Origin of the sequence: Alteromonas sp. 76-1 (assembly GCF_900654235.1) — a bacterium.
GTDB lineage: Bacteria > Pseudomonadota > Gammaproteobacteria > Enterobacterales > Alteromonadaceae > Alteromonas > Alteromonas naphthalenivorans.
In genome coordinates this window covers 1,416,122-1,430,016 of the sequence record NZ_LR136958.1, presented here as the reverse complement: position 1 = coordinate 1,430,016, position 13,895 = coordinate 1,416,122, and the positions used below count along the sequence as shown (strand labels likewise).

Below are 13,895 nucleotides of genomic sequence, written 5' to 3'. Positions count from 1 at the left end.
CGATGAGTGATGTTCATTCGCAGTTAGCGTTACTGCAAACCAATGGGGTTAATTTGTCTACTGCTGAACTATTGCGGTATCAGCAGTTGGCAAAATTATTTAGTCTAGCGCCCAAGCGCTCACCTCAAGCTCGCCTTGCCGGTAGCTACTTGACCAAACATAAAGGTCGAGGCATGGAGTTTGATGAGGCTAGACATTACCAACCAGGTGACGACATTCGAGCAATCGACTGGCGAGTTACCGCCCGTACCGGTAAAACCCACACCAAAATATATCGTGAAGAGCGAGAACGCCCTGTATTTTTGTTTTGCGACTTCTCGCCATCAATGATGTTTGGAACACGATTACTGACCAAATCTATGCAGGTAGCCCACATCTGTTCGTTGATAAGTTGGTCTGCGGCAGCCCATGGCGATAAAGTAGGTGCCTTGCTATTTAACCAAAGCCAGCATAAAGAAGTGAAGCCCCTTGCTAGAAAACGGGCTGTTTTGCACATTTGTCACGAATTGATGGATTTACATGCTTCCAGCCATGAGCAGGTAGCGAGTAGAGAGGCCGATGTCCAAGCCTTTGCCGACGCGTGTGCTCGGCTTCGTCGCTTGGCTCGCCCCGGCAGCCTAGTGTATCTACTTTCTGATTTTCAGCATTTAGGCAGCGCAGCGCAGCAGCATTTAAGTCAACTTTCACGCCATTGTGAAGTGAGAGCAATTATTGTCGACGATCCTATTGAGCATACACTACCTCAAACTCGAGCCGTTCAACGGGTAAGCGTTTCCGATGGCATTAACCAACAGCGATGGTTATTAGGTGACAGAAAAGAAGAAGATACCTATCAACGTTGGCGTGAACAACAAAACAGTGCAATGGAAAAATCACTTAAACAAGCAAATATTTCTCGTTACCATATTTCTGCGGGACTGCCTCTTGATACTCAAATTCAAGGCATGCAACAGGAGCGTTTTTGATGCAATCAGCCCAAGGTATGCCGCAAACCGATCCTCTTGCACAGCTTAAAGATATACACGTTCCTAACAATGTAGACATCTGGCCTCTGGACTGGGGCTGGTGGTGCTTAATTGCGTTATTTTTAGCGGGTGCTATAAGCCTCATTGTTTATCTTGTCAAAAAGCACAAATTTAACAAGCCTCGTCGCGATGCACTAAAACTGCTTGGAAGTATCTCATCTTCAGATGAAAACTGGCCTATGCAAATCAATAGTGTACTAAAACGTACCGCCGTGACCTATTTCAAACCACCAGAAGTAGCAGGGCTTTATGGAAACAGTTGGCATAATTTTCTATTGAATACGCTGCCAGAAAGACGCAAAAATACTATGAGCGAATCACTATCTACGCTGCATTCGCAGCAGTACGCGCCCAAATGTGATAACAAGCATTTTAACGAATGTAGTCAAGCAGCCAATGCGTGGGTGAAGCACTTTAACGTCACCTCGCCTTCGAATAATGAGGGAAAGCAGGATCCACAACAGCCATCATCGTTCGAACAGCAAAAAGTTCGGGAGGCAACCCATGCTTGAGTTTGCATGGTGGTGGGCTTTGTTCCTACTTCCCCTTCCTATACTGGTTCGATATTTAGTGCCCGCGAAACCCCAGCACGTTATGGCTGCGTTACAAGTGCCTGCGTTGAGACCGGGTATACAAGACACTCCCTCACCGCTTAAAAGCAGCAAAATCCCGGTGGTTATTGCATCGCTAATTTGGCTCTGCGTGGTGATTGCAGCAGCACGCCCTCAATGGTTGGGTGAACCCATTAGCATTCCAAGCGAAGGCCGAGAAATGATGTTGGCGGTAGATTTATCCGGCAGTATGAAAATTGATGACATGGAGTTAAATGGCAGGCAAGTGAATCGACTGACCATGACAAAGTCTGTGCTTAACGATTTTATCCAGCGCCGCGTGGGTGACCGTTTAGGCTTAATATTGTTTGCCGATACTGCCTACCTTCAAGCGCCACTCACTTATGACAGAGATACGGTTTCGACTTTACTTAGCGAATCTGTGATTGGTTTGGTGGGAGAGCAAACCGCTATTGGCGATGCTATTGGTTTGGCTGTAAAACGATTTGATGAAAAAGAAGAGTCAAACAATGTACTTATTTTGCTTACCGATGGACAAAATACCGCTGGTTTTATTACCCCTGAGCAAGCAAAAGAGTTGGCAGTAAATAAAAAAGTGAAGGTTTACACCATTGGCGTAGGCGCAGATAAAATGCTTATTCAAAGTTTCTTTGGTAGTCGACAGGTGAACCCCTCGCAGGAGTTAGATGAAGACATGCTAAGTGACCTTGCAACCTCTACAGGCGGGCAATACTTCCGCGCTAGAGATGTAAATGAGTTAGAAGCCATTTACGCAAAGTTAGATGCATTAGAACCTATTCAAGGTGAAGCACGCAAAATGCGGCCGCTTACAGCCCTTTTCTACTTTCCATTGGCGGTTGCCTTAGCTTTGTCTGCCTTATGGGCATCAACAATGATTGGAAGTACATTGATTAAATCATTGTCACGCACACCTCTTTCATCAAGCGATAAAAAGGAAAGTGTGTAATGGAAGACTTTATTAACAATGTCCATTTTTTGCGACCCGAGTGGTTTATAGCACTTATTCCCGCGCTTATTCTCTATATAGCCCTTAAGCGAAATACGTCGAAAAAGTCGGGCTGGCAATCGGTTATTCCCTCACATTTATATCAGCATATGGTGGTAGGGAAATTTACGAAAGGGCAGAAGCCCCCGTTCTGGCTTCTTGCATTAGGATGGTTGCTAGCGGTTTTTGCCTTAGCAGGGCCAACATGGGAACGCCTCCCCCAACCGGTTTATCAACTTAAAATGGGCCATGTCATTGTAATGGATATGTCTCTGTCGATGCGTGCTACTGACATTACTCCAGATAGAGCTACCCGCGCCAAATATAAAGCCATCGACCTTGTAAACCAGATTGGCGAGGGTGAAATGGGCTTAGTGGCTTATGCGGGAGACGCGTTTGTAGTGAGCCCACTCACTCAAGATGCAGCCAATATCACTACCCTGCTTCCAAGTCTATCACCCGAAATCATGCCCGTTCCTGGTAGCGACCCTTTGTTAGGCATTGAAACCGCAGCTGAGTTATTAACGAACGCGGGTTACAGTAAAGGTATGATCTACTGGATAACCGATGGCGTTGACTTACGCCAGCAACAAGAACTACAAGAGTACGTGGCCGAATTACCTTTCACCTTAAATGCGCTGGCCGTCGGAACAGATGACGGTGCCCCTATAAGGCAGATAACAGGTGAGTTACTTAAAGATGTAAGTGGCGCTATTGTGATCCCTAAACTTAATAGCAGTGCAGTCAATGCCGTTGTACGAGCTAGCGGCGGTAAATTTAGTGAAATCACCACTAATGATGATGATATTACTTCACTCGCTTCTTTGTCGTTACTTGATAGAGACGGCGAATCTGAGGAAGATGCGAGTGATACTGAAGGCGACCAATGGCGCGAGTTTGGCCCCTATCTATTATTGGGTTTACTTCCCTTGATCGCATTTGGGTTTCGGCGCGGATTAGTCTTTGCTGTTATAGCAGCTATCTACATGCCAATGAGCAGTGAACCAGTGATTGCGCAATCTGTGGCCCAAGAACCACCGTCAGAGAATTCGGCTTCCCCTTCTGTGTCGTGGTGGGAAAAACCTTTTTTAAATGCCAATCAAGAAGGGTTAGCAAACTACGCTGATAACGCATTTGATGAAGCCGCCTCTACTTTTGAAGACCCTGCGTGGCAAGGCGCGGCACATTACAAAGCCGGCGATTACGAACAGGCACTTGCCGCTTATCAACAACAAGGCGGTATTGAAGGTTTATACAACCAAGGCAATGCATTGGCTCGTTTAGGCAAGCTAGATGAGGCCATCGCCAAATATGATGAAGTGCTATCACTAGATGCTAATTATCAAGATGCTGCAGAAAATAAAGCGTTATTGGAACAGTTGAAGCAGCAACAAGAAGAACAAGAACAGCAAAATCAAGAAAGTCAGCAATCAAATGAGGGTGACAACCAACAAGATTCTGGCGAAGGTGAAAATCAAGAAGGTAGCGACGATAATAGCCAAGATAGCCAAAGTAATGATGGTTCAAACAATGAAGACTCATCTGAAGAAAATGGCGAGCAGAACGCGTCTGATAATCAAAATGCGAGCGATGAAAGTGATAGCCAAAATGACCCCCAATCTTCACAAAATGAAGGGGGTGAACAAGATGATAGTCAGAACCAAAATGAGTCTGACGCGCAAGATGGTGCCAACGGTGAAGAAAACGACAAAGAAGACTCAGGTACCCCACAAAATACTGGAAATGAAGAAGGTACAGATGAAACCCAGCAAGAAACCGATGCAGCCATGGCTCAAGCTGGCGAGATGACAGATGCTGAAAAAGAACAACAGCAACGTCTTGAAAATTTAATGCGCAGAGTACCAGATGACCCCGCGTTCTTATTAAAACGAAAAATGCAATTAGAAGCGCAGAAGCGCCAAAGACAACGCATGCCTTCAAATCGGAGTGATTGGTAGATGAAAGCAATTTTATTCACTACAACCCTTTTCTTACTTTTACGCAGCATGGTTGTGCTGGCAGATGTGACTTCGGTTGAAGCCACCATCGATAAAAATCCGGTTATGCTTGATGAGGCTATTCGGTTAACCGTTGTGGCAAATGGCGGCGCAGACCGTGAGTCGTTTGATAGCTCAATATTACTAAAAGACTTCGTTGTTGGTAGAACGTCGGTAAGCAGTCAAACATCTATTGTGAACTTCGACACCAAGAAAACCACTACCTGGACTACCACCTTGTTTCCGCGCAAAGAAGGTACCTTTACCATTCCGGCTATTAGCATAGAAGGCAAACAATCTGCGCCTATGTCGGTGAGTGTTATACCTGTTCAACAGTCTGATAATGTCGCGCGCGATTACTTTGTGACTACCGATATTGATTTAAAAGAAGCCTATTTAAACCAACAGCTTTTCTACACCATAAAACTGCATTTGGCGACGAATATTGAGCGCGGGAGTTTGCAATCACCTACCATGCAAAACGCCGAAATAAAGCAGTTAGGTGATGACAAACAGTATACCGACATTGTAAATGGTAGACGTTACCAAATTATCGAACGCCAGTTTGCCATTGTGCCCCAAGCATCAGGTGAATTTACCATTAGAGGGCCAGTTTTTACTGCTGAAGTGGCTGCTGCTAATACGAATCAGCGCTTTGGATTGTTCAACCGAACTCAGCAAGTTAATCGTGTTGGGCCCGATATTACGGTCAATATTAAACCGATCCCCGCGGGTATAGATTACCCTTGGCTACCATCTGAAATGGCACGAGTTGATGAAGAATGGCCCCAAGGTGATGCCTTTGTAGTCGGCGAGCCGATCACTCGCGTGGTAACACTTACAGCACTAGGTGTAGTGGAAGAACAGTTACCTGAAATACCAGAGTTTTATCCGCCCCACTTCAAGTTATATCCAGATCAATCCTCTACTACCACGGTAGAAAAAGACAGTACGCTGATTGCACAACGTAAAAGCTCACTGGCGGTAATTCCAACTCAAGCAGGCAGCTTTGTATTACCGGAAGTCACTATTCCTTGGTTTAATACCTTAACCGAGCAGACAGAGTATGCGACTATCCCTGCCCGCACAGTCACCGTTCAGCCAGCCAACGTTCAACCAGATGCTGGGGCAACGTCACCTTCTATGCCTAATCAATCAGGTTTCGATAATCAACCGACTAGTAACGCGACTTCAATGCCTGCTAATCAAGCTGGCCAAACTGAAAGTGATGGCGGGCTAAATGGTGAATCACAAAATTCAGTAGCCAATAATGGCGAAGCGCAAACTACCCATTACTTAACTTGGCTATTTGCAGGTCTTTGGGTGATCACCGTTATTGCCTGGATAGCGACTTATCTAATACAAAGAAAGCAAAAGCCAGATTATTCGGCCACTTCCGCTAATACTTTTTCAGTAGCGAACTCGGGTGATGAAGCAGCAGCATTTAAAGCGTTAATGGCGTCAGTAAAAGCAAGTCATACATCGGCAATTGCACCAGCATTGCAAACCTGGTTGAAGTGTTTATATCCCAACCAAAGAGGGTTTATAAATCCTTCCGACCACGGTGCAACTAGTGAGATTCAGCCTCATTTAAATGCATTGCAGCAAACGCGATTTAGTCAGTCGAAAGGCGATTGGAAATCAGAATCAATGCAAAGTGCGATTAAAAACGCCAGAGATACTTGGTTAAAAAACAAGAAGTCTGGTAAAAATACCTTAACTAATTTGTACCCCTCTACCTAGATACTGCGCAAAGGAAAAGCGCTTTACTTGGACTACTTGGCACGAGTGACTTGAAAAATAGACATTAACCCGTGCCAAGGGGTACAAATTTTAAGACAGCGCTAAAAATTAGACGGTAGAAATACTACCGCAACCACCTAACCAGGAGAATTCATGAAAGCACCACTGTTATCGCTATCCCCCGTTGCTGTTGCAATGCTTGGGCTAATGGCATGTTCACCCGCATCTGAAACAAGCCAAACCACGCAACCGCCGCCAGCAGTAGAAACTGAAAGCCAAACTGATTCCGCACGAGTCAATGCATTTTTTGAACGCACTTTCGAAGAAGACCTTAAAAGCTCGCCTATGTTTCAAAGCTACTTAGGCATTAAGTGGGACTACGATAAGTGGAATGATGTTTCTGAAGAGCAAAAAGAAAAAAACATTGCTAAGGCTAAAAACCGCCTTGAAACTATTGAAAGTTTCGATACAACTAAGCTGAACGAGCAAGAAAAATTAAGTCTTCGTTTGTACAAATTAGGTATTGAAAGAGACTTAGCTAACGACGAGTTTCGTCATCACAGCTATGTCGTACACCAATTTCGTGCCGCGCATACCCAAGTCCCTAGTTTCCTTATTAATATACACAGCGTAAAAAGCAAAGAAGATGCCCAAGCTTATATTAGCCGTTTAGACAATGTGAGTGAGTATTTCAAACAGGTCATTAGTCAGATGAAGCTACGTGAGCAAGCCGGCGTATTCCCCCCTGCTTGGGCTTATGATCAGATGGTTACTGCATCTCAAAACGTGGTTACTGGCGCCCCTTTTGATACCAGCGATACGCCTTCCACTATTTGGGAAGACTTTAATGCCAAGGTTGATAACCTTGAGCTTGATGATGTAGAGAAAACATCCTTGTTGGGTGAAGCAAAAGCCGCGCTAGTCACTTCTGTTATGCCGGCTTACAAAGACTTTATTCAAGAATTAGAACATCAAAAAAACATTACTCCTGAAGGTGATGGTGTATGGCGCTTGCCTGATGGCGACAAATGGTATCAGAACCGCTTAAACTGGTTTACTACCACTGATTTAACCGCCGATGAAGTGCATCAGATAGGCCTTGAGAATGTTGAGCGTATCCATGCCGCTATGCGCGATATTATGAAAAAGGTAGAATTTGAAGGCACGTTGCAAGAGTTCTTCGTATTTATGCGTGAAGATGAACAATTTTATCTTCCTGCCACTGAAGCCGGACGTCAACAATACTTAGATGACGCAACGAAAGCCATTGACGATATGCGCGAAGCACTACCAGATTACTTTGGCATTCTTCCTAAAGCGCCTATGGTGGTTAAACGTGTTGAGGCGTTCCGTGAGCAATCAGCAGGAAAGGCCTTTTACCAAAGCCCTGCGCAAGATGGTAGCCGCCCCGGTACCTATTACGCAAACCTTTACGACATGAGCGCAATGCCAACCTATCAACTTGAAGCATTGGCGTACCATGAAGGTATTCCAGGTCACCATATGCAACGCGCAATTGCACAAGAACTTGAAGGCGTACCTCAGTTCCAAAAATTCTTAAGCTTTACGGCTTACACTGAAGGTTGGGGGCTTTATTCCGAAGAGCTTGCTAAAGATATGGGCTTCTACCAAGACCCTTACTCTGACTTTGGCCGCCTTGCAATGGAATTATGGCGTGCATGCCGACTGGTAGTTGATACGGGTATTCATGCTAAAAAGTGGAGTCGCGAAGAAGCGGTAACCTACTTAGTTGAAAATACGCCTAACCCAGAATACGATGCTCAAAAAGCGATTGAGCGCTATATTGCCATGCCGGGTCAAGCAACAGCCTACATGATTGGTAAGCTCAAAATTATGGAACTCAGAGAAAAAGCGATGACTGAGCTTGGTGATAATTTCGATTGGGCCGGTTTTCATGATGAAGTACTTAAACATGGGCCTGTTCCGCTATCAATTTTAGAAGAAAATATTAATACCTGGATAGCCAGTAAGAAAGTCGGCTAGTTGTGTATTTCAAAATTAAACGGGTTCTAACATTAGACGCGTTTGTTATTAAATCTGCTTTCTACGCAATTTAATAACCTCTAGCAATGAAACTTAAAGCAGCCTTAAGGATAAACCTTCTGGCTGCTTTTTTGTGTCATAATTAATAAAATTAAAAAATGTCGGATTTTTTATGTTTGCACGAAATAGATCTGGAAGCAGTCGGGTCTTATCCAACATGAAAGCAAAACACAAACGATACGAAGCGCTCGTCAATGCGTTTCACGCAGATATATTCCGCTATGCATACTGGCTGGTTAAAGACCGCTCGGTTGCGGAAGATATTGTGCAAGAAACCTTTTTAAGAGCATGGCGCTCACTCGACTCACTCAACGATGAAAAAGCGGCCAAATCATGGTTAATTACCATATTGCGCCGTGAAAATGCGCGTCGTTTCGAACGTAAGCAATTTGATACTGTCGATATCGATGATGTGTCGGTGCATGATGAAACCCAAGATGCAGAAGGCGATGTACAAGACAGAGAGCTACATCGTTTATTAGGCGGACTAAGCGACGAATATCGTGAGCCCCTGGTCTTGCAGCTTATATTTGGTTTTAGTGGTGATGAAATATCACAGCAACTGAATTTAAATAAGAATACCGTGATGACACGATTATTTCGAGCAAGAAACCAATTGAGAGAGGCATTAGAAAGGCAAAATGAACAGAGAGGTCAGGCAAATGGATGAATTAGAATTTAGGCGTCGAATTTACGCCGATCCAGAAACCACTGACAGTGATGTTATCGCCGCAGCGAAAGCTGATGAAAGCAAACGTAAATTCTGGAACGAACAAAAGCAATTCGATAAGCAGTTAAAGCAAGCTGTAAAAGTAGACGTGCCTGAAGATTTAAAGCACAAACTTATTTGGCAGCAATCGGCGAATGAATTTGCAAGCTACCAGAAGCGAAGTCGCTGGTATGTTGCTATGGCCGCTAGTGTTGCTTTTACCGTTGGGATAGGTTTTACCATGTGGTATCACCAGCCGGTTAGTATTGGCGGGCAAGCACTTGCCCACATGCAATACGCAGAGACTGAGCGAGCGCATACGTTATTGCCAGTAGATTTAGAGCAAGTTAATGCAAAACTAGCCAGCTTTGGTGGCAGTTTTACAGACATGATTGGTGATGTTGAAGTGGTTAACTACTGCCACTTAAGTACGGTAAGAAGTTTGCATCTTATTGTTGATACCCCGCAAGGGAAAATGTCTGTGTTTATCGTGCCCGAGCGCGGTGATGTGAGAGTACCAGCTGAGTTTGAAGACAAGCAATATCATGGCGAAAGCATAAAAATGCATCACGCCAATATTATGGTTGTTGGTAATAAAGACGCTGACTTAACAGAAATGAAAAAAGCCGTTACCGACAGAATTCACTTTTCTGCTTAGCTTAAGCTTCAATTATTCACGTTAAATAGTTCAACGGTGTCCATTATACCCACCTTTTTAATCGGCCCTAGCGGCCGATTTTTTTTATACTTAAGTATAAGATGAAATATAGTTATCTGGCCCAGTATATTTAAACACTGCACAGTTTACTTTATACTATAGTCTAACAATAATAACATTTGGTCTCGTTTTTTCTGCCCTAGCGCCCGTCTAGTTGAGATAAGAAAACGAGTATTACCCTATGAATATACGCTTTAGTCGTGCGGCTTCCCCCCTTTTCTACTTCTTTTTTCAGAAGACACGCCTCTTTTTTTTCGCAGTCCTGCTCTCTCTTACTTCAGTTAATGCGGTTGCTAATAACTTTCAAATCGAAGAAGAAAAGTTTCGCCAATTAGGCAATCTTGTTAACACTGTTATGTACATGTGGAATAGCCCCTCAGGGATGAGTAACGATGAGATCATTACTCTGGTTGAAAAGAGCGGAATTCAACAGGATTCATCAGAGATTGGTAAGGTAATCAAAACCGTTCTTTATCACTTAGACAGTTCCCTATCTACTCCAGATTCAAAACTTCCCTTGAATTTGGTTGAGGAAGCCTCGCCAACTGATTGGGAGTATCTCAAAAATATTAACGTAAGCCGGTATTTTGCTTTAAAAGCCGTCTTCATTATGTATAAAACTGCGAATGCGCATTTAGAAACGAGTGAACGTTTAGAATATAGTATTCCCCTACTCTATTCGCTCAAACAAGAAGCCCTAAAAACCACAAATCATCATGCGGTCGCCATTGCAAGCATCTGGCTTGCAATGGAATATTCCGAAATAAATCAAATGAAAGCAGTCGTGGAAATTGAATATGCACTGCCTTTCTTGAAACATTTTGATAAAGAGTACAACCTAGAAACTGCACTTAATAAAAGAACGGCGCATTCATGGCTCGCCGATGCTTATACTAATATGGATGTTTATAGTCGCGCTGTCGCTCACCAGAGGTTCGTCATAGAAGATAGCCACGAACATAACATTGCGACGTCCTACGTATATGTTGGAATAATCAATAGCCTTAACCACTTACAAAGGTTCGATGATGCTTTAACATTGGTGGAGGAGGCTGAGCAAGTTTCTAGCGAAAATCGAAGTGTTCAACAAACGCTATTCAGCTTGTGGTTAAAAGTTAGTGTTTACCTTCACAGAGATAAACAGGGCGATCGTGAGAAAATAGCCGCGCTAACTGAAAATTTATCTCACTTTGAGGGCATTACACTTCCCAGTAACATCAATTTAGTGCCCGTATTATCTGCTTTTAAAGCAACTTATTTGGCCCTTAAAGGCAGCGACACTAAATTCGAAGAGGCCGTGAATTTGTTAACGTCGGATTTTGACTCACAAGCTAAGCGTTCTTCTTACAGCAGGTTTATGTTACTAAGCAAACATACCCTTCTTAGAGATTTATTTACGTTAAGAGGTAATTTTAAGAAAGCGCTTTACCACCAGCATCAGTACGATTTTCTGAAAAGCCAGCCCAATAGGTCATATATACACCTGGATGAGTTAAGTATCGATTCACCGTTGCAACGAGACATCACCATTAACAAGTTGCAAGAAATGGCACGATTAAAAGACAAACAAACCTTAAAGTTAAAAGCGGAGCGATTCCAAGCTTTCACTTTTGCGTTAGTTGCCCTGATGTCGACGTTTTTACTTTTCTGGTTTTGGCGTGAACAGCGCTCACGGGCTAAAGCCAGTGAAATTGATGATTTGACAGGCGCCCTTTTTCGACGCGCTATGTTTAAAGAAATCGCAAAACCAATGTCCAACAACATTGCATCCTGTTTAGTACTTATCGACTTAGACCACTTTAAACAAGTCAATGACAGATATGGTCATGTGGTTGGGGATGAAGTACTAACAAAATTTGGGCAAGTTGTTCGCCAGCGTATTAGAAAGACAGATAAGTTCTGCCGCTATGGCGGTGAAGAGTTTTTGTTATATTTGCACGATACAACAGAAGAAAACGCGAATGCCTTGCTTGAAGACATAAAAAAATCGTTAGAGAGCAATAGGAGTTGGTCAGCAACTGAGTCCACTTTCAGTGCTAGCTTTTCTGCCGGCGTCATTCAGGTAAAAGGCGAGCGTAATATTAATAAGATTATTAAGGCATGCGACAATTTACTCTATCGCGCTAAAAGTACCGGCAGAGGTAAGATAGAAACCATGTCGTTCCCCGCTTATTTGAATGAAAACATATAAAATCAACGTCCATTTCGGCCTTGATAGGTTTCTACATTTAGAAAACTTTATTGGGGTTTGCACGTATCCAACATATGCAAGGTTAATGACTTACGTAGAGAGTCTTTGCTATTGATGGTAGCATTGCATGAAAAAACATAGGGAATTTATATGGCTACGGGTACGATCATTTCATTGGGACTCTATTTTGCTGTCATGCTGGGTATCGGTCTTTTCGCTTACCGCCAAACAGATACTAATGTAGAAGGTTACATGTTAGGTGGCCGGCAACTCGGTCCAGCCGTCACTGCATTATCAGCTGGTGCATCAGATATGAGCGGGTGGATGCTCATGGGTCTTCCCGGAGCAATGTATGTTTCAGGCCTTTCCGCGGCGTGGATTGCCGTTGGTCTTGTACTAGGCGCATTAGCTAATTACATCTTGGTTGCACCTCGTCTAAGGGTTTATACCGAGGTTGCAAATAACTCTATTACTCTTCCTGATTATTTTGAAAACCGCTTTGCTGACAACTCTCGATTACTTCGTGTTATTGCCTCGGTTGTTATTGTTATCTTCTTTACCCTTTATACCTCATCAGGCGTAGTCGCGGGTGGAAAGCTATTTGAGACCTCATTCGGTCTTTCCTACGAAACCGGTTTGTATGTTACCGCAGGCGTAGTAGTTGCTTACACACTGGTAGGTGGTTTTATGGCAGTCAGTATGACTGACTTCGTGCAAGGCTGTATTATGTTTATATCGCTCATACTCGTGCCTGCCGTGGTCATCACTGAATTAGGTGGTATAGGCGCTTCTATTGATGCACTTGATACTATTAACCCTGCCCTATTCAATGCTTTTATGGATGCATCTACCAATGAGGCTATCTCGGTAATCGGTATCATATCTTTGATGTCTTGGGGTGTTGGTTATTTCGGACAGCCACATATTATTGTGCGTTTTATGGCGATTCGCTCTGTAGAAGATATTCCAACGGCACGAAGAATTGGTATGAGTTGGATGATAGTTTCTATCATTGGCGCGCTAATGACAGGCTTGTTTGGCCTAGCCTATGTGACGGGCAATGGGAATAATATTGACCCTGAAACTGTCTTTATTTACTTATCTCAAATCCTCTTCCACCCACTAATTGGTGGCTTCTTACTAGCAGCTATTCTCGCTGCCATCATGAGTACTATTTCATCTCAGCTATTAGTGACATCAAGTTCATTAACTAGCGATTTTTACCAGACTTTTGTTCGACGTGATGCGTCAGATAAGGAATTGGTCATTGCCGGTCGCGTTAGCGTGGTGGCGGTCGCCCTTGTTGCAATCTTCTTAGCTTACGACAGAGACAGCAGTATTCTAGATTTAGTGAGTAATGCGTGGGCTGGCTTCGGAGCCGCTTTTGGACCACTGGTATTATTCAGCTTATTTAAACGCGAAATGACCCGCCGTGCTGCCCTCGGCGGCATGATTGTGGGTGCGGTTACCGTATTACTCTGGATTTACCTACCCGTGACTATTAACGGAGAATCGTTAGGTAGCTGGATGTACGAAATTGTTCCTGGGTTCATTCTATCTAGTCTGACCATTCTAATCTTAAGCAAATCAGGCTCGCCTCGTGCGGGTGTGCTTGAAACCTTCGATGCCTTTCAAAAGAAACTTGAATCGCATAGATAATCGATAGATAGTTATTTAAAGCCCCGTTTTTACGGGGCTTTTTTGTAAGTTTAATGTCTTAATCAATGTGCTATTTACTAACAATATGAGTATGTAGAAGATGCGACTGTTGCCGTAAATTACGTCGCTTATGCCAAAATTGTATGACAGTTTTATTTCTTGGAATAAGGCAGCTATTTTAAATAGCTAAATCGCATACTACATTAGTAAA

10 protein-coding genes are annotated in these 13,895 nt (G+C 43.5%); all 10 read left to right on the top strand.

Annotation, left to right across the window (positions count from 1 at the left end; genetic code table 11):
* The first annotated feature begins 2 nt into the window (after positions 1 to 2).
* The 10 genes from ALT761_RS05970 (at position 3) to putP (ending at position 13,684) form a co-directional block, all read left to right on the top strand.
* Entirely contained in the window at positions 3 to 965 is a 963-nt protein-coding gene (locus tag ALT761_RS05970; RefSeq protein ID WP_129737301.1) for a DUF58 domain-containing protein, read from the top strand.
* Positions 965 to 1,537, top strand: a complete 573-nt coding sequence (locus ALT761_RS05965) for a DUF4381 domain-containing protein (RefSeq protein ID WP_129737299.1) — start codon at positions 965 to 967, stop codon at positions 1,535 to 1,537. The genes ALT761_RS05970 and ALT761_RS05965 overlap by 1 nt, the downstream gene beginning before the upstream one ends.
* A complete protein-coding gene (locus tag ALT761_RS05960) occupies positions 1,530 to 2,564 on the top strand; it encodes a vWA domain-containing protein (protein ID WP_129737297.1) in 1,035 nt (344 codons plus the stop codon). Before ALT761_RS05965 ends, ALT761_RS05960 begins: the two co-directional genes overlap by 8 nt.
* Positions 2,564 to 4,561, top strand: a complete 1,998-nt coding sequence (locus ALT761_RS05955) for a vWA domain-containing protein (RefSeq protein WP_129737295.1) — start codon at positions 2,564 to 2,566, stop codon at positions 4,559 to 4,561. The genes ALT761_RS05960 and ALT761_RS05955 overlap by 1 nt, the downstream gene beginning before the upstream one ends.
* Positions 4,562 to 6,343: a BatD family protein gene (locus tag ALT761_RS05950; protein ID WP_129737293.1), complete on the top strand. Its 1,782-nt coding sequence runs from the start codon at positions 4,562 to 4,564 to the stop codon at positions 6,341 to 6,343.
* 153 nt (positions 6,344 to 6,496) lie between these two features.
* Positions 6,497 to 8,347: a DUF885 domain-containing protein gene (locus tag ALT761_RS05945; protein WP_129737291.1), complete on the top strand. Its 1,851-nt coding sequence runs from the start codon at positions 6,497 to 6,499 to the stop codon at positions 8,345 to 8,347.
* Positions 8,348 to 8,519: 172 nt separating this feature from the next.
* Entirely contained in the window at positions 8,520 to 9,077 is a 558-nt protein-coding gene (locus tag ALT761_RS05940; RefSeq protein WP_129737289.1) for a sigma-70 family RNA polymerase sigma factor, read from the top strand.
* Positions 9,070 to 9,774 (top strand): DUF3379 family protein, encoded by a 705-nt coding sequence (locus ALT761_RS05935; RefSeq protein ID WP_129737287.1) that lies wholly within the window; start codon positions 9,070 to 9,072, stop codon positions 9,772 to 9,774. The genes ALT761_RS05940 and ALT761_RS05935 overlap by 8 nt, the downstream gene beginning before the upstream one ends.
* A 442-nt stretch (positions 9,775 to 10,216) precedes the next feature.
* Positions 10,217 to 12,025 carry a GGDEF domain-containing protein gene (locus tag ALT761_RS05930; protein ID WP_172602856.1) on the top strand — a complete coding sequence of 603 codons (1,809 nt, stop codon included), beginning with the start codon at positions 10,217 to 10,219 and terminating at the stop codon, positions 12,023 to 12,025.
* A gap of 150 nt (positions 12,026 to 12,175) precedes the next feature.
* Positions 12,176 to 13,684 (top strand): sodium/proline symporter PutP, encoded by a 1,509-nt coding sequence (putP, locus tag ALT761_RS05925; RefSeq protein WP_129737283.1) that lies wholly within the window; start codon positions 12,176 to 12,178, stop codon positions 13,682 to 13,684.
* The last annotated feature ends 211 nt before the right edge of the window (positions 13,685 to 13,895 follow it).

Excerpts from the sequence above, each read along its gene's own strand:
- ALT761_RS05960 (WP_129737297.1), top strand. The coding sequence starts at position 1,530 with ATGCTTGAGTTTGCATGGTGGTGGGCTTTGTTCCTACTTCCCCTTCCT.
- ALT761_RS05965 (WP_129737299.1), top strand. The coding sequence starts at position 965 with ATGCAATCAGCCCAAGGTATGCCGCAAACCGATCCTCTTGCACAGCTT.
- ALT761_RS05935 (WP_129737287.1), top strand. The coding sequence starts at position 9,070 with ATGGATGAATTAGAATTTAGGCGTCGAATTTACGCCGATCCAGAAACC.
- ALT761_RS05950 (WP_129737293.1), top strand. The coding sequence starts at position 4,562 with ATGAAAGCAATTTTATTCACTACAACCCTTTTCTTACTTTTACGCAGC.
- ALT761_RS05930 (WP_172602856.1), top strand. The coding sequence starts at position 10,217 with ATGAGTAACGATGAGATCATTACTCTGGTTGAAAAGAGCGGAATTCAA.
- ALT761_RS05955 (WP_129737295.1), top strand. The coding sequence starts at position 2,564 with ATGGAAGACTTTATTAACAATGTCCATTTTTTGCGACCCGAGTGGTTT.
- ALT761_RS05940 (WP_129737289.1), top strand. The coding sequence starts at position 8,520 with ATGTTTGCACGAAATAGATCTGGAAGCAGTCGGGTCTTATCCAACATG.
- putP (WP_129737283.1), top strand. The coding sequence starts at position 12,176 with ATGGCTACGGGTACGATCATTTCATTGGGACTCTATTTTGCTGTCATG.
- ALT761_RS05970 (WP_129737301.1), top strand. The coding sequence starts at position 3 with ATGAGTGATGTTCATTCGCAGTTAGCGTTACTGCAAACCAATGGGGTT.
- ALT761_RS05945 (WP_129737291.1), top strand. The coding sequence starts at position 6,497 with ATGAAAGCACCACTGTTATCGCTATCCCCCGTTGCTGTTGCAATGCTT.